This window comes from Methylocystis sp. IM3, from assembly GCF_038070105.1.
GTDB lineage: Bacteria > Pseudomonadota > Alphaproteobacteria > Rhizobiales > Beijerinckiaceae > Methylocystis.
The window spans coordinates 34,134-50,615 of record NZ_JBBPBZ010000006.1; the positions used below are offsets into that span (position 1 = coordinate 34,134).

The 16,482-nt window shown below is 66.0% G+C and carries 14 protein-coding genes; 7 read left to right on the forward strand and 7 right to left on the reverse strand.

From position 1 onward, the window contains the following. Window positions 1–9 precede the first annotated feature (9 nt). From WOC76_RS23620 to WOC76_RS23630, 3 genes are all read left to right on the forward strand, one after another. Window positions 10–1,623, forward strand: a complete 1,614-nt coding sequence (locus tag WOC76_RS23620) for a GMC family oxidoreductase (RefSeq protein ID WP_341387439.1) — start codon at window positions 10–12, stop codon at window positions 1,621–1,623. A 137-nt stretch (window positions 1,624–1,760) separates the two neighbouring features. Beyond that, the gene (locus WOC76_RS23625) at window positions 1,761–4,742 is read left to right on the forward strand and encodes a trypsin-like peptidase domain-containing protein (protein WP_341387438.1); all 2,982 of its coding nucleotides are present in this window, start codon (window positions 1,761–1,763) and stop codon (window positions 4,740–4,742) included. Window positions 4,743–4,992: 250 nt separating this feature from the next. Beyond that, window positions 4,993–6,693 carry a DEAD/DEAH box helicase gene (locus tag WOC76_RS23630; protein ID WP_341431629.1) on the forward strand — a complete coding sequence of 567 codons (1,701 nt, stop codon included), beginning with the start codon at window positions 4,993–4,995 and terminating at the stop codon, window positions 6,691–6,693. On the opposite strand, the gene WOC76_RS23635 is transcribed toward WOC76_RS23630, so the two are convergent. Continuing rightward, window positions 6,690–7,370, reverse strand: coding sequence for a spermidine synthase (locus WOC76_RS23635; protein WP_341387445.1), 681 nt, complete (start codon window positions 7,368–7,370; stop codon window positions 6,690–6,692). The two genes, WOC76_RS23630 and WOC76_RS23635, sit on opposite strands and share 4 nt — an antisense overlap. Window positions 7,371–7,660: 290 nt before the next feature. Between WOC76_RS23635 and WOC76_RS23640 the strand changes: the two genes are divergently transcribed. The 4 genes from WOC76_RS23640 to WOC76_RS23655 all read left to right on the forward strand — a co-directional run bounded on the left by WOC76_RS23640 (window position 7,661) and on the right by WOC76_RS23655 (window position 11,137). Then, the gene (locus WOC76_RS23640) at window positions 7,661–7,792 is read left to right on the forward strand and encodes a hypothetical protein (protein ID WP_341387437.1); all 132 of its coding nucleotides are present in this window, start codon (window positions 7,661–7,663) and stop codon (window positions 7,790–7,792) included. 321 nt (window positions 7,793–8,113) lie between these two features. Next, window positions 8,114–8,299, forward strand: coding sequence for a hypothetical protein (locus tag WOC76_RS23645; protein WP_341387436.1), 186 nt, complete (start codon window positions 8,114–8,116; stop codon window positions 8,297–8,299). Further along, window positions 8,286–10,346 carry an acyltransferase family protein gene (locus WOC76_RS23650; RefSeq protein WP_341431630.1) on the forward strand — a complete coding sequence of 687 codons (2,061 nt, stop codon included), beginning with the start codon at window positions 8,286–8,288 and terminating at the stop codon, window positions 10,344–10,346. Before WOC76_RS23645 ends, WOC76_RS23650 begins: the two co-directional genes overlap by 14 nt. A 227-nt stretch (window positions 10,347–10,573) precedes the next feature. Further along, a complete protein-coding gene (locus tag WOC76_RS23655; protein WP_341387434.1) occupies window positions 10,574–11,137 on the forward strand; it encodes an SH3 domain-containing protein in 564 nt (187 codons plus the stop codon). 147 nt (window positions 11,138–11,284) lie between these two features. On the opposite strand, the gene WOC76_RS23660 is transcribed toward WOC76_RS23655, so the two are convergent. From WOC76_RS23660 to WOC76_RS23685, 6 genes are all read right to left on the reverse strand, one after another. Next, window positions 11,285–11,860, reverse strand: coding sequence for a nucleoside deaminase (locus tag WOC76_RS23660; protein WP_341387433.1), 576 nt, complete (start codon window positions 11,858–11,860; stop codon window positions 11,285–11,287). Window positions 11,861–11,912: 52 nt separating this feature from the next. Further along, complete coding sequence (locus WOC76_RS23665; protein WP_341431631.1) at window positions 11,913–13,064, reverse strand: STAS domain-containing protein; 1,152 nt, start codon at window positions 13,062–13,064, stop codon at window positions 11,913–11,915. Between the two features lie 134 nt (window positions 13,065–13,198). Then, a complete protein-coding gene (locus tag WOC76_RS23670; protein WP_341387430.1) occupies window positions 13,199–14,281 on the reverse strand; it encodes a nucleotidyltransferase family protein in 1,083 nt (360 codons plus the stop codon). Next, window positions 14,278–15,522: a PqqD family peptide modification chaperone gene (locus tag WOC76_RS23675; RefSeq protein ID WP_341387429.1), complete on the reverse strand. Its 1,245-nt coding sequence runs from the start codon at window positions 15,520–15,522 to the stop codon at window positions 14,278–14,280. The genes WOC76_RS23670 and WOC76_RS23675 overlap by 4 nt, the downstream gene beginning before the upstream one ends. Before the next feature lie 6 nt (window positions 15,523–15,528). Further along, complete coding sequence (locus tag WOC76_RS23680) at window positions 15,529–15,741, reverse strand: hypothetical protein (protein WP_341387428.1); 213 nt, start codon at window positions 15,739–15,741, stop codon at window positions 15,529–15,531. Between the two features lie 104 nt (window positions 15,742–15,845). Beyond that, window positions 15,846–16,427 carry a hypothetical protein gene (locus tag WOC76_RS23685; RefSeq protein WP_341387427.1) on the reverse strand — a complete coding sequence of 194 codons (582 nt, stop codon included), beginning with the start codon at window positions 16,425–16,427 and terminating at the stop codon, window positions 15,846–15,848. Window positions 16,428–16,482: the final 55 nt, after the last annotated feature.

A 16,482-nucleotide genomic window follows, 5' to 3' on the forward strand; every position in this document is an offset into this window, starting at 1 on the left:
GGAGCCGACATGGACATTCGCACGGAGGCGCTGATCATCGGTTCGGGCGTCGCGGGGGCGCTTCTCGCCTGCGAGCTTGCGAGAAATGGCGCAAGCGTCGTTCTCATGGAGGCGGGGCCGCGCGTCGACCGCGCGGAGGCCGTCAAACGATTTCACGCCGCATATCCGAAGACGCCCGAGTCGGCGTATCGACAGTCGGAGTTCACGCCGCATCCCACGACCGAGAACCCCCACGGTTTTTACGCTCAAAAAGGCGCGGATATCTTCAATTCGACCTATCTGCGGCAAGTCGGCGGAACGACCTGGCATTGGCTGGGAACCGCGATACGCCTCGTTCCCGACGACTTCCGCCTGAAGTCGCTTTTCGGCCTCGCGGTCGACTGGCCGATGTCCTATGAGGAGCTCGAACCCTGGTATTGCAAGGCGGAAGAAGAACTCGAGGTTTCGGGCGACGACGCCGACGATCTGGGGTCGCCGCGCTCGGCGCCCTATCCGCTGCCCGCCGTCCAACAAAGCTTTCTGGACCTCTACTGGAAGAAGGCGCTGCGCGGCTCCGGCTTCGACGTCCGCGCCACGCCACAGGCGCGACGCTCGCAGGCGTCGTCGAGCCGTCCATCCTGCCACGGAAGCGCGAGCTGCATCCCCGTCTGCCCCATCCAGGCGAAATATGACGCGACCATACATGTCGCGCGCGCCGAGCGCCTCGGCGTGCGCCTACTTGCCGAGACCTGCGCCACCTTCGTCGAGTGTCGGGAAGACGGGCGCGTCGAAGCGGTGCGGTTCAAGCGTCGCGACGGATCGACCGGGCGCGTGCTGGCGCGCATCGTCGTGGTCGCCGCCAATGCAATGGAGACGCCGCGTCTGCTGTTGGCCTCGAGATCCAATGAATGTCCGGAAGGCGTCGCGAACCGGTCGGGCCAGCTCGGCCGCAATCTGATGGATCATCCGATCCAGCTGAGCTGGGCCCTCGCCCGTGATCCGGTCTGGCCTTATCGAGGACCGGGTTCGACGTCGGGCGTCGAGCAGTTCAGGCGCTCGTCGAGGCGCGCGACCGACTCGGCGCTGAGATTCGAAATCGGAAACGAGGGGTGGACCTGGCCGACAGGGGCGCCGGAATCGACGGCGCGGGATCTCGCCATGAGCGGCCTGCGCGCACAGGCGCTCTACGCTGCGCTCGAACATCAGACATCCCGGCACATCCGTATCGCGGCGTTGACGGAGCAACTTCCGCTGGAAGAGAACCGTGTGACCCTGGACTGGAGCCGGACCGAGCCGACGGGCTTGCCCGGAGTGCAGATTTCATATCGTCTCGATGGCTACACGCAGCGTGCGCTCGTCAATGCGCGGCGCATGCATGAGGAGATGTTCCAGCGCGTCGGCGTGACGTCGTTTTGGCACAAGGACGACGCGCAAGCGGCGGGCCATATCATGGGCACGGCGCGCATGGGCGACGATCCGGCGCAGTCCGTCGTCGACAAAAATCTGCGCGCGCACGACCATCGCAATCTGTTTCTCGTCGGCGCGGCGGTCTTTCCAACCGGAGGAGCCGCCAATCCGACGCTGACCATCGCGGCGCTCGCCCTTCGCGCGGCGCGGCCCATTCTCTCGGCGCTTGCGGAATAGACGCGCAAGGCGCCGTTCAGGCTCGTGGCCGAGCTGAAAGACGATCCTTCAAAACAATCGCCAGTCATGTTAGTGTGAAAAAGTTCTTTGGCGCGAAAAACGATCGTCGCGCGTTATTTATTTTTTTGAGGTCCGCCATGACGCATGATCTTGGCCGCGTTGTCCAGGACGGCCGAACCTTCAACGAAACGAATGGCGTCGATCTCACGCCCGTGTCGGGGCCGATTGGCAGCCCGCTTTTCGTCATCCTTCATTTCGATAGCGTCAATCTGAAAGGCGCCGCGAAACTGACCGTGGAGCTCGGCTACGGAACCGATGTGTTCAGCGCGGGCGCGGGCGCGGACCTCTGGTCACGGCCGGCGGATGTTTCCAAGGGCCCGATCAAGATCCGCATCACGGGCGGCAAAGGGACGGCGCGGCTCAAGGAATATGGCGTGGGACAGCCCACGCGCAGCAGCGAGATCGGCGGCGGCGCGCCTGGCACCACGATCGGCAGCCAGAGCAATCCGGACGTGTTCCTGTCCGCCGCCGTCTATCAGGATCCGATTTTCGAAACGCGGCTCGAATGCACGCCGGGCTTCGCCTGGCGCAACGCCGCCTGCGCGCTGGCGACCATCCCCGACGCGGTCAAGGATCGCGTCGCCGCCGCGACCGGCATCATCGTCGAAGTGGACGGAAACCACTGCACCAGCTGTTCGGGAACGCTGATCGGCGCCGATCTCTTTCTGACCGCGCGCCATTGCCTGACCGACCCGAATGGCGAGGATTTGCGCAGTTCCTCCGTGACCTTCGATTATGCGACGGCCTGCGACTTCAGTCGGCCGTCCGGACACCAGACGCGCTTCTTCAAGGTTCTCGAGGAAGTTGTGTCGGGCGCGCCGCCAACCGGCACGGAGAATGTGCCGCAAAACTCCGATTGGGTCGTCGTGCGGCTCGACGCGGCGCCGGGCGCCTTGCCGGCGCCGGCGCCGTTGCGCGCAGCGGCGCTGATGACCGGCGAGACGATCTTCACCATGCACCACCCCAATGGCGCGGCGAAAAAGACGCAGCAAGGAACGTTCGGCGGCGGATCGGTGACGGGCTTCGACTTTGCCGGCGGCAGTTCGGGCTCCGGCCTGTTCGACGCGCTCGGGCAGGTCGTCGGCGCGGCGTTGCATTCGGGCTCCGGGTGCTCGGTCGGCTACGCGCCGGTCGCGCCCGTTCAATCGGCTCTGGCGGCGCCGCCGCCGCCGCCAAATCCTCTCGATGTGGCGATCGTCTTCGACCGTTCCGGCAGCATGAGCGACGCCGCCCCGCCGATCGGCCGGCCAAAGCTGAAGGAAGCGCAGGACGCGGCCGCTCTCTTCGTGCAGCTCGTGCGCGAGGGCGCCGGCGATCGGCTGGGGCTCGTGACCTTCAGTTCGACCGCGGCGCTCGATCAGGGGCTGCTGCCGGCGGCGGCGGCGAAGCCCGCGCTCGTCGGCCCGGCGCCGTTCACCGGCGGAAAGATCGGGGCGATCGCGGCCGGCGGCAGCACGAGCATCGGCGCGGGCGTCGGCGCGGCGCTGCTGACCTATGGCGCGTCGACCAATGGCCGCGCCATCCTGCTGATGACGGACGGGTTGCAGAATACGCCGCCCTTCGTCGAGGAGATCGAGCCCTACATGGGCGGCGTGACGCTCGGCGTCGTCGGCTTCGGCACCGACGCCGATATCGACGCGCCATTGCTCAACAGGCTGGCCCATGCGCACAATGGGCATTTCACGCGCGCGACGGATGGTCTGGCGCTGCGCAAGTTCTTCGCCCTGTCCTTCGGCAACATCTTCGAAAGCGGGGCGCTGAGCGATCCCGATTTCATCCTGCGCGCCAGTCAGGATGTCTCCGAGCCGCATCTGTTCGACGTCTGCGGCGAAGAGCGCATCACTGTCGTGATCGGCTGGGACGATCCCGCGACGCCGTTGCGCGCGCATATCACGACGCCGGGCGGCACATTGATCGGCGGCAGGACGACGCCGGAAGTGCGCGGCGAAAGCTGGGCGTTCACGCGCGTGCCCCTGCCCTATCTCGGCGAGCGCGACGGAACCTGGCGGGTGACCGTCGACCGCCTGCCGACCGGCGGCGAATTTCCGCCGCCGCGCACGGATGTGCGGTATTTCTACCTCGTCGTCTGCGCGGGCGGCCCGAAGCTCTATCCGCTGCTCTCGACGCGGCGGCTCTACACCGGGGACCGTATCGATCCGCGCGTCGGCCTGCACTATCCCAATCGGACGACGCCGCGCGATGCGAAAGTCGAGCTCTTCATCGAGGCGCCGCGCGTGGCGCTCGGACAATTGACGACGCAGGAGGGGCTGCATCCGCCGACCGTCTCCGCCGATCCGGTCAACAGCTTCCACGCCACGCTCAAAGCCGTCGCGAAAAAGAACGGCGGCGCGCTGCCGGTGGCGACGACCACGATCAGCACGCCGCTGTTCGACGACGGCGCGCATGACGACGGCGCGCTGGAGCCCGACGGAATCTTCAACAATCCGCTTCTCGATCTGACGCGCGCGGAAGGAACCTACCACTTCCGGGCGGTGGCGTCCTATGGGCAGGGCTGCCGCGCCGCGCGCGAGGCGATCTGGTCGATTCACGTCGTCTGCGGCGTCGATCCCGGCCGCACGGGCGCGACGCTGACGGGCGTCGTCGATCTGCCGGACGGCCGTCACGGCGTTCTCGTCATCACGCCCCGCGACGTTTATGGCAATCCGCTGGGTCCGGGACGCGGCGACGGATTCACCCTATCGCCGATGCCGGGCGTCACGATCGGCGGGGCGGCCACGGACAATGGCGACGGAAGTTATGGCGTCGGCGTCACCTGGGATCCGGGCGTCATCGAGCCGCCCGGCGTCATCATTCAGCAGCCGGGCCGCGATCCCGCGCCGATCACGCCGTCGGGCGGCGGCGCGCCGCCCTGCGATCGCGACGACGAATGCCGCGACGCCGCATCGGCGCTGCTCGACTGCATGGGCCTCCACGGTCGTCACGCGCGTCGCGTTCACGTCAAGAGCGTCTGTGTCGAGATCGACATCGACGATCCCTGCTGCAAGGAGGAGGACGACGGGAAGACGCCGCGCGCGTCGCCCCGCGGGACAGGCAAATAGGCTTCGGCGCGGCGGCGGCGGAAATCGAAGTTGCGCAAAGGCGGGAAGCGTGCTCCAAGAGCAATCGCCGGGGGTTGGATCGCGCTCGGGGTTTATCGACCCTCCCGAGGCGCCCAGCCGGGGCCGCGTTTGCTTCCTCGTCGATTTGAATCGTCGATCTGACGCGAGCAGCCCGTCGAGGACGGTGCCCCCTGTCCATTGCGTCGAAGGACATTCGACGGGTCTCCCACATAGCAGGCCAAACACCAAAGTGACTTTCTTTCAAACGGACGCCAAGCTCGCCCGCGCGCTCGCGGATCGCAACTACACCTCCGCCACGCCCGTGCAGTCGGCGGTTCTGGCGGAGGAGTCCCAGGGCGGCGATATCCTTGTTTCCGCCCAGACCGGTTCGGGCAAGACCATTGCGTACGGACTGGCTGTCGCCTCCGTCGTGCTGAGCGCCGCCGAGAGACGGGACGCGCGCGAGCCCGCCGCGCTCGTCGTCGCGCCGACGCGCGAACTCGCCCTGCAGGTCGAGAGAGAACTGGGCTGGCTCTACAAATATGCGTCGGCGCGCATCGTGGCCTGCGTCGGCGGGATGGACGCGCGCCTCGAACGCCGCAAGCTGTCGGAGGGCGCCGACATCGTGGTCGGCACGCCGGGGCGCCTGCGCGATCACATCGAGCGCGGCGGACTGAACACGGCGGGGCTCGCGGCCGTCGTCCTGGACGAAGCCGACGAAATGCTCGACCTCGGCTTTCGGGAGGATCTCGAATTCATCCTGGAGGCCACGCCGCCGGAACGGCGAACCCTGATGTTTTCCGCGACCATGCCGAAAGGCATCGCGGCGCTCGCGAAACGCTACCAGCGCAACGCGCGGCGGATCGACGTCGCCCGCGGCGAGCGGGGACACGCCGACATCGACTACCGCGCCGTCCGCGTGGCGCCGAACGAGACCGAGCTCGCGACCGTCAATCTCCTGCGCTATTTCGAGGCGCCGACGGCGATCGTCTTCTGCAACACGCGCGAAGCCGTCCGGCACTTGCACGCGACCCTGCTCGAACGCGGCTTTTCCGCCGTTCTGCTGTCGGGCGAACTGAGCCAGCACGAGCGCAATCATTCCATGCAGGCGCTTCGCGACGGGCGGGCGCGCGTGTGCATCGCGACCGACGTGGCGGCGCGCGGCATCGATTTGCCCAATCTCGGCCTCGTGATCCACGCCGAGCTTCCGCATGATACGGAAGCCTTGCAGCACCGCAGCGGACGCACGGGGCGCGCGGGGCGCAAGGGCGTCAGCGCGCTGCTCGTGCCCGCGTCGCGCCGCCGTCGCGCCGAACGCCTGCTTGCCGACGCGGGCGTCGTCGCGCAATGGAGCGGGCCGCCCACGGCGGAGGACATCCACGATCTCGACCAGACCCGCCTGCTGCAGGACCCGCTGCTGACGCAGGCGGAGAGCGAAGAGGATTCCCGCCTTGCGCGGCTGCTGCTCGCCGAGCGCACCCCCGAGCAGCTCGGCGCGGCGCTGGTCCGTCTCTACCGATCGCGTCTTCCGGCGATCGAGCAGGTGGTGGACCCCGGACAGGAGCCCGAGCGCCGCGAGCGCGCGGCGGCGGGCCCCGCCGCAAGCCGCCGCGGCGGGCCGGACAGGCGTCCGCACGCCGCGAGCCTGCCGGGCGAGGCGACGTGGTTCCGCCTCAACATCGGCCGCAAGAGGAACGCCGATCCGAAATGGCTCCTGCCGATGCTCTGCCGGCGCGGAAACATCACGAAGCAGGACATCGGCGCCATCCGCATTTTCGACAATGAGACGAAAGTGGAAATTTCCGAGCGCGTGGCCGCGGCCTTCATCGCCAACATGGCGCTCCCGAGCGGCGACAGCATCCGCGCCGAGAGATCCGGCGCGCCGACGGCGCCGCGACGCGCGCCATCGCCCGACGGCTCGAAAAGAAGCCCGAAGCCGAAGAGGGACTAAGGAACAGGGCGCGTCGCGATCCAGACGACGTGCCGGGCCCCGCCTCGTCCGCCATTGGCGCGCACCCTGATCTCCTCGACGCCGAAGCCGGCCCTGTGGAGTCGCTGGGTGAAGCGCCGGTCCGGGCCGGAAGACCATACGGCGAGGACGCCGCCGGGGCGCAAGGCGCCGCGCGCGGCGCTCAGTCCCGCCCTGTCGTAAAGACCGTCGTTGGCCTCCCGCGTCAGCCCCTCGGGGCCGTTGTCGACGTCGAGGAGGATCGCGTCATAGACGGCGCGCGCCGGGTCGATGAGCCGGCCGACATCCGTCTCCCGGATCGTGACGCGCGGGTCGGTCAGACTTGCGCCGTGGACGTCGGCCATCGGTCCGCGCGCCCACGCCACCACCGCGGGAACGAGTTCGGCGACGACGATCTGGGCCTTTGGGCCGACGGCCGCGAGCAGGGCGCGCAGGGTGAAGCCCATCCCGAGACCGCCGACGAGGATGCGCGGCGCCGGATTGGATTGAATTCTCTCGCAGGCGAGCGTGGCGAGCGCCTGCTCCGATCCGCTCAGGCGGCTGTTCATCAGCTCATTGGCGCCCAGCATGATCGAGAATTCGGCGCCCCGACGCATGAGCCGCAGCATGCCGTCGCCGCCGGGGATCTGCGCCGTGTCGATCAGGGACCAGGGAACCACGCCAAGCCTCTCCACGCCTTTGGTTTTCCACGCCCGTCGGCGCGACCCCTCGCGCTGCGCGACAGACGGGATCATCGCACGATCGGCGCGCCGCCGGAACCGGCGCCTTGGGGATAGCGGTTCTTCGCAAGGCGGGCTATCCGCATTGTGCAACGTATTGTAACGCCGACCCGACCGAGTCGCGGGGATCGCCGGCGGGCGCGCCGCGTGCGCCGGCGCACGTCGGGCCTCGGCGCCTTCGGTTATGTTTGGATCATCGACAGACGACAAAGACCCAACGGGAGCCGATCATGACCAAGCTGAGCGCCATCCTCGCCGCCATCGCCCTGACCCTGAGCGTCGGCTTCGCCACGACCGCCTCCGCGGCGCCCGAAGGCTTCAACAATTTCGACGGCGCCGCCTGCTATTGCGTCGATCCGTGACGGCGCGACGAGACGCCCGGGTGGCGAAAAATTTTCGCAAGCAATGAAACATCAAGGCGTTCAATTCATTATTCGCCTGCACGCCCCTCGGGGCGAGGCGATCGAGCGGTGGAAAGCTCCGGGGATCCGCCCCCAAAGACGGATCTTGCGACGGCCCAGCCCGACCTGGCGACGCGCCTGCGAGCTTCAGGCCGTCGCCAAAATTTTTGCCACGCGCGACAAAGGTCCCCCATCGGTTCGCCCGATGCGGGGTCTTTTCGTTTTGAGGTTCGTGTCGAACAAGCCCGGAAAAGCTCACGCTAAAGGCCGACGATCGAGATAATGAACCATCTGGATAATGTCACCGCCCTAAAACTGCCGGCTTTCGTTTTCCTATTCCGGCAGGTTCGCAAATATGGTGAAATCTATGGGGTTAGCGGAGCGCGAAAAGAAAATGGAGTCGCGCCGCGCCCTGCTGATATCCGGGAAACCTCTTTCGAGATGATAGGCGCCGATGCTGAAAGATAACTGCTCGAGCGAGGGCAAAAATCATTCTATATCGAAGAAATCAGATTTCAGACCGGAAATTGAAGGACTCCGTGCTCTGGCGGTTATTGCAGTAATCCTGAATCATTTCGACAAAGGGTTTCTTCCAAGTGGATATCTGGGGGTCGATATTTTTTTCGTGATCTCCGGCTTTGTAATTACCGCATCTTTATCCCGGTCGAGAGAAGCCGGTCTGGCAGATTTTTTGAAACTTTTCTACGTAAGGCGCATGAAGCGTCTGCTGCCGGGGCTTCTCTTGTGCGTCGCTATATCCTCTGTGCTCGCAAGCCTGCTCCTATCGGATCCACAGCTATCTTTGAGGACGGCGGTTTTTTCGGTCTTTGGCTTCTCGAATCTTTACTTGCTGCGTCAGGCTACCGATTATTTTGCGCCTTCCGCTGAAACAAACGTCTTCCTGCACACATGGTCTCTTTCGGTTGAAGAGCAATTTTACTTCTTGTTTCCGCTTTTATTTTGGCTTGGCAATACCTACATAAAAGGTCGAGGCACGGCGCTTGCAGTAGCCGCGCTTTCGGTGATTTCGCTCGGAGCTTTTATTCGTTTTTACACTGTCTACCAACCAGCCGCCTACTTCCTCATGCCGACAAGATGGTGGGAACTGGGCATAGGCTGTCTTTCTTTTCTTGCGCTGGAAAAATTCAGGGATGCCTTTCGGCATATCGAATTTCTGAGAAACAGATCGTTTTTTGTCTTGATATTGCTGATCTCATCGCTGTGGCTGCCGGTCAGTGCAGCGGTCATCGCAACTTTGATCGCTGTTGCTTCGACTGCCATTCTGATTGCGAATATCAGAGTTCAGGATACGTCCTACAAGATACTGTCTCACCCGATTCCACAATTTATCGGCGCCATCTCATACTCGCTGTATCTGTGGCACTGGGTTGTCATCTCATTGGGCAGATGGACTACGGGCGTAAACGCATGGACCGCCCCTTGGCAGTTCGCGGTTATTTTTCTGCTTGCGCTCGGCTCCTACTGGCTCGTGGAAAATCCGGCGCGTCATTCAAAATGGCCGCAGAGCAGATCGCGCACAATCGCTTACGGGTTCGCTGCGTCGGCCAGTGTCGCCATATTGATACTGTGCCTCGCGTTTCCCTTGAAGCGACCGCTGGCCGAAATAGCGCATCGCGTGAATCCGCCGGCCTACGCCGGCCTCGAAATCATGCAGCGCTCATTGCCTTGTCATACGCCGCAAAGAGTCGAGACAGCCATTCAAGACTGTTTGCTTCCTGAAAAAAGCTCTTCGAACAACATATATGTGATCGGCGACAGTCATTCATCGAATCACGTCGCCAGCATCCAGGAAGCGGTTCAAGATCGCACGGAAATAGGCGTGCGATACCTCGTCGAATACGGCTTCATCAACGATCTGGAAGGGAAGAAGTGTGCTACCGCATGTCTGGAAAACAGCATGCAGGCCCACATTGATTTCTTTTCTCATTATCTGCGATCCGGCGACGTCGTCGTGTTTTCCTGGTCGAGGGATCGCGTCGATCAGGGAGACAAGATGCCGCGAAGGCCAAACAGCCATGTTATCGACCGATTGAAAGGCAAAATTGACGTCCTCAAATCGCTTGTCCTCGCCCATCATGCCACGCTCATATTGGTGGATGACATTCCCAAGCCTTGTGGCCCAGCGATTTACTTTGAGACAGAGATCGCCCAAAGAGGAAATCTCAAAGCCTGTCAGGTGCAGGTCGAGACATCCAAATCAGATCGAGCCGGGCTCACGGAGCTATATAAATCGCTGGTGGAACCGGGTGTTGTTTACCTAGACCCCCACGACGAACTTTGTGAGCGTGGAGCTTGTTCTTTAACTTTGCAGGGCGGCAATTTGATTTATGGAGACACATCGCCTCACTTTCTCCGCTCCAACTCCGCAATCCTGAAATCGTTCTGGAAATCGACACTGGTTTCGATGCTTTCAGGGCCGGTCAAAGTGGAGCAAAGCCAGACCGCAGCGAGTCCGATTGCGCCCACGGAGGCGAATGAAGGACAGAAGCGATAACCGAAAGAATCAGGCCAGCTGACGCGCCCGATTCCCTCGACCCCTGCAAGAGACCCTGCGGCCCGCGCGCCCTCACCGAGGACGGCCATCTGCGATCGCCGGCGAGAGGCGCGGTCAATGCCCGGCCGGGCCGCGCGTTGCAGGCGGCTCGGTCTGCGCAATCGGCGTGATGGACCGGCAGTCCAAGCCGGTGGAGCCGCCCGCGCGCCTGGCGCCACTCGGTCGCGATGTCGTGGCGCCGCGGCGCCGTGGCGGCGGCGGTCGAGGCAAGCGCCGCGCAGACCCGCGCCATTCGCACGGTTTGCGCCGCGCCATTCCCTCTGGCGATCGCCGTGGCGCGCGCTAGTTTCGCCGTCTATCGAAGTGAAAAATGGGAGGTCGTCATGCGGCCCGTTTTCGTTTCTTTCGTCGCTGCTGCAACCCTGGCTGCGTCCGTGAACGCCGCCTCCGCTTCTCCCGGCATGGTGATCGACGCGGCCTATCTGCGCGCCGGACCGGCCGTCGCCTCCGCCGCCCTCGCGGAGCTCCCGGCGCAAACCTCGGTCGATGTCGGGCGCTGCATGCATGGCTGGTGCCGCGTCGCTTCGCCGGCGGGAACCGGTTTCGTCGCAGCGGCGCTGCTGGGGCCTTTACGGGCCGCCAGATATGCGTCGGCCCTGCAACCGCCGCTCGGCGCCGCCCCCACGAGCGCAGCCGCGACCGGCCCGCATTTCAACGCCAGAGGGCTGCTGTTCGTGGTCGCCGGCCTCGCCGGTCCTGCGGCGTTTCTCGTCGCCGCGCCGTCGCAATAAGCAGGAGATCGGATCGAAGCGCCGGGCGCCGAGGACAGGCGCTCCGGCGCAGAGCCCGCAAGCGGTCGTTACCCTTGCCTTGCCTCCCCTCCGCCTCACGCTCAAACGCGTCGCAAAGGCCATGGGGCGCGCGGCGTCACTCAGGCTCTAGCCCTTACGAACCGCCCCGAGCCCTTTCCAATCTTCGAGATCGAGATCGGGATGGTGGCGTCGATATTTGCCGTAAAGCGCGACACCCATCGGATCCTCGAGGATGTCCACCTTGACGCCCTTCGCGCGCAAAACTGCTTCATTTCCCGCCGCATTCGTTATGTCGCCGACCACCACGCGCTCGAACTGCCGCATGTAGAGCAGAGCCGCGCAGACATCGCAGGGACTGAGCGAGGTGTAGAGCGTCGTGCGGCTGAAATCCTGCCGCCCCGCGTCCCGGATCGCGGACGTTTCGCCATGATTATAAGGGTCGTTCCCCTGCACGAGCGTATTGTGGCCCTTGCCGACGATCTGCTTCGTCTCATTGTCGACGATGACGGCCCCGATCGGGCAGCCGCCCTCGTCATAACTCTTTTGCGCCAGCCAGACGGCGATGCGCATGAACGCCTGATCGCCTAGCTTTCTGAAGAAGTCCGCCGCGACGACGGACGGAAGGCTGCGCGTGGGAAAATGGGCGATCGCGTTGAGGATTGCATCCGTCGCCGCGGCGTCTTCCTCGATAAGGGTGGACAATGCTTCCTCCTTGCAGCGCTCCGGGGCAGAAACGCCGTTACGCCAGACACGATCAGGATTCGAGACGCATCTTCGGCAGGAGCCCGTCCCGAACGATCTCGACCATTTTTGATTGCAGCTGCGGCAGAAACGTCACTGTGTAAATTGCGCGCAGCGACGCGAGAAAATATCTGTTGCGCTGGAAGACGGACACTTCCGAAGCCGGCAGGTCGCTGAAATAGGCCTCGATGAAACTTTCGTAGAATTGCACGCCCTGCCCGGCCGGAATCTTCGTCGCCAGTTCACAGACGCCGAATTCGGGAAAAGCGTAAATGAAGCAGATGAGGCCGATATCGAAGAGATAGCCGCCACGCGAGAAATCGCCGAGGTCGATGATGAGCGCCTCGTCCTGGCGGATCATCACATTGCTGGAATGCAAATCGAAATGAACGCAATTCTCGCTGTCGGGGATGGCCTCCAGACGCTGGAGCAGATAGGCGACGTCCGACGCGTCGAGAAATGCGTCCATGCGTTTGATGTAATCGGCGAGCTGATCCTTGAGGCGCGGAAAAACCGCGGGGTCGCCCTTGATGGCGTGGACGCCTTTGGCGATCTCGGCGAGCCGGCGGGCATGGTGCTGCGTATTGGCCGGATCGGCCTTGATGATGGCGCTGAACAGCGTCGCGTCGATCATTTCATAGACGACGCCCGTGCGCGAACCGCAAGCGACGACGTCATAAGACAGGGCCGTCGGCACGCCGAGAAGAAAGGCGGCTTTGGCGAATCTCTTCTCCTTTTCGGCAATGGCGGGATCGACGCCCGCGCGATAGAGCTTGACGACGGTCTCGCGGTCCAGACGATAACAATCCCCGCAGGCGCCGCTCGAAATCAGCTCCGCGCCGTCGAGAGAAATGGACCGCGCCGCCCGGCCGACGCGCAGGATCTGGTCCAGCCCGGTGGTTTCGAAAACCGCATGGACCAGCGGCGTGACGTTGATCAGGGACAATGAATGGCCCGTCCGGGCGAGATCGCGATGCGCGATCAGCAGCACGCGAAGACCGGCGCTCGAAACATATCCGCACTCGGCCATGTCGAGGACGATCGATCGGGCGCCGGCGCCCGCGAGAGCGGATGCGAGAGATGCGCTCGTCTCCATGTCGAGACGGCCATCGAGACGCAGCAGCGCGGACGAACCCGTTTCGGAAGCGAGGATCTCGAGGCCCATGCACATCCCGCGGCTGAACACTCTTCAAAAAAGGGGGAGCACGGCGCGGCCTTGCCTTTCCTTGCCCGTCCTTTCCCTGTCGCCGGATTAACATAAAGCGAAGAGGCCCTCAAATTCGCGGGCGGGCGGGCGCGTCAGGGCGTCATCCATCGGCGGCGAAGCCGCAACTCGATTGCGGAGCGCCAGCCCGGCGTCAGCAGCCGCCGCGGCAGGCGCATGACATATCCGGCGAGAGCGTAAGCGCGGAAGAGACGCGGGCGGCGGATCAGGATCCACACGCGGCGTTCGGCGCGGCGGTTGGCCTGGCGCGCCGTCACCCCGGCCGGGAGCTTCTGGCCGAAGAGGCGTTCGGCCAGAAGCAGGTAGACGCGCAGCGGGTCGCCGACGCCGACGGCGTCGAGGCGTCTCAGTCGATCGCTCCAGTCGATCCCCGCCGCAGCGGGCGAGGCGCGCAGCTGCGCGAATTCGATCAGCGGGCGCAGCGCGCATGTGTCGGCGCGGATGATCGCGTCCTGAATCTGGTGACCGAGCGCATTGTGGAGCAGACGGTGCTCGGGCGAGGGAATCCAGAGCCGCAGGCCCTCCCATTGCGCCGGCTCGGCGGCCGCGCAGACGTCCGCGAGCGGCAGGGCCCTGGCCGACGCTTCGTCGGCAAACAGCCTTCGATGGATTTCGAAATAGCCCGCGCCGCCGGGAGGGAACAGGGGCGCGAGGTGATGATGAAAGCGGCGGTAATGCGAAAGCTCGAAGGCGCCGCCCGCGCAGCGATAGCCCGCGGCGTAAAGCGCCGCCTCGCCGCGCTCCGGATCGGCGTTGCGCAGCGCAATGTCCAGATCGCTCATCATCCGCGCGCGCGCGACGGGCGGCTGGTCCGGCAGCAAGGCGACGGCGCCCTTCAAGAGCAGCGGCTCCAGTCCCTGCGCGTTGAGAAGGCGCACGGCGTCGCGCAGGATCGCTCTCTGGCGCCGGTTCCGCGCCTCGTTGAGCCGGCGCAATTCGCCCAGGGCGGCGCGCACTTCCGGCGGCGCCCGGCGCAAGCGTCCGGTCGCTTCGAGCGCCGCGTGGAGCGCGGGCGCGACGAGCTGCGCCGCGGCCAGCGCGTAAAGGCCATGCCAGTCGAGGGGCCGCCCCTCCTCGAGCGGATCGGGACAGAGGCCGGCCGGATCGAGCAGGGCGGCGAGGTCGCGCCAGTTTTGCGGAATGTCCGCCGCCGTCATGGTGACGCCGCTGGCGCGGCGAGGGCGCGGCGAACCAGCGAGAGGCCGGCGTCGAGGTCCGGATAGGCGAGCGAAAAGGCCGGCATGGAGGAAATCCAGCGGCACAACGCGTCGAGCCGCGACTGGGTGAGATCCCGGATCACCGCTTCGGCCTCGACGAGGCCGCGCAACGCCTGTTCGGGCGTCAGCGACGACGAGCTTGGCGCCGCGCCGGGCCGATAGGCGGGGAAGAGCAGGACGCCGGGCGCGACGGCGCCGGTGAAAGGCGGGTTTCGCGGCGTCAGCAGGCGAACCGCCTGGCCGAAGCGAAAGACCTCCGGCGCCTGCGCCACATCCGGCCGGCGGCCGGCCAGCGCGCCCCAGGCGCCGCGTTTGACGCAAGCCGGCAGGCCCAGGCCGAGCGCGGCGCCGTCGGCGCGGATCGGCACGACATCGTCGCTCAGCAAGCGGAAGCCCTCGGCCTCGAGCGCCATGGCGAGCGTGGTCTTGCCAGAACCGCCGGGGGCGACGAGCAGCAGGCCGGCGCCCTGCGGCGACAGGAGGCCGGCGCCATGGACGACGAGGAGCCGATCCCTCGTGCGGCATCCGAGCTCGGCGAGGGTCGTCATCAGGGCGACGACGGCCGCGTCCCGCCCGGCGCCGGCGTCAGGCGCTCCTGGCGATCCGGTCGAAAGCCCGTTGCTGCCCCGGACCGGCTCCCGCGCGGGCGGAAACCGCTCCATCTCCGCCCCGTTGACCGTCAGCCGCCAGCGCATGGGATCGCCCGCGAGGATCACGCGATCGGCAACCGGCGCGTCGGCGCCGGCGCGCCGGCCGGTTGCGCCCAGCGGCGCCAGTAGGGGCGCGCAGAGGGCGCGCAACTCCGGGTCTTCGATGTCGGCGACGATCGCCTGCCCGGCGATGTCGAGCCGCAGAGCGAGCCGAAGGGAATGCGGCTGCGGCGGCGCCGCGCCCGGCGCCGGAAAGGCCGGCGGCGGGGGAAACACGTCGTCCCGCGCGGCCGCGACGGCGGCGTCGAGGAGACCCGCGCCGCGCCAGCTGTCGCGGAGCCGATCGAGGTGGCGCCCGGCCGCCTCGATCTCCATGCCGAAACGTCTGGCGAGCGCGTCTGCGATGGCGGCGGGCGCCACTCCGGCCGCCTGCGCGTCCCACAGGGCGCCGCTGACGGCGTCGAGCACCCACAGCCGGCGATCGCCCGGACGCGCCAGCACGCGGGCGCTCCCGAGATCGGCCCTCAGCATCGCGTCTCAGTTCGGATCGGGCGGCGGCGGATTGATCGACTGGGCGGAGGCGCGCTGCGACATCAACAGCGTCACGACCGTCGGCGGGGTGAGCGCCGCGAGCTTGCCCAGACCCGCGAGGATCGCCCGGCGCTCGGCGTCGGCCGCCTCGGGGTCGCCGGCCGCGCCGGGCGTCTCGTTTTCGCTGGCGGGATGAGCGGGATGAGTCTGGTCACGCATACGGATTGCTCCTTACCGGGGGCCTTGGCGCGCTTTCCACCGAAGCGGGAACCTGCCCGGAGCAAAGCGCGATGAAACGAGACGCCGGGGCCTCAAAAAAAGCTCTACGGCCCGAGATAGTCCCAGCTGAAGGGCCGGATCGCCGGGTTGAGGGTCACGGGATAGCCGTTGGCGTAGGCGGGATCGGTCGGGTCGATCACGCGGCCGGTGAATTTGTCGGTGAGGCGCGAGCGCGCGAGGATCGCCGGATCGCCCTCCCAGCGCAGCACCACAGTCGCGCCCGCCCTGTCGGCGCGCATCTCGAAAAGCCACTGGCCCGGCGCATTGTCGAAAGCGCGGAAGTCGGTGGCGTAATCGCCGGCCTTCGCGCCCCAGTCGGCATGGGGGAATACGAGCGTCAGCCACGGCGCGGCGAACGGCGCCATGGTCGCCAGATCGGCCCCGTCATAGCCCACGACCGAACCGGGGAACTGGCCCAGCGTCGCCCGCGCCTTGACGGCCTTCGCCGGGGTCTCGACGCGCAGCGTCACCCGCCAGCCCGGCGGCGTCTCCTGAGCCGACGCCGCCGGGACGAGCGCAGTCGCGGGGAGCGCGATGAGCGCGACGACCGCCGCGGCGATGCACGCCAACCGGGTTTTCGCCGATCTGGTCGAGGGCGTCCGGCGGGGTGGGCTCCGAAAGGTCATGGCACGGCTCGCGTTTTCAATTCGATACGCTTCGTTACATTCAGTTTCGCCGCGG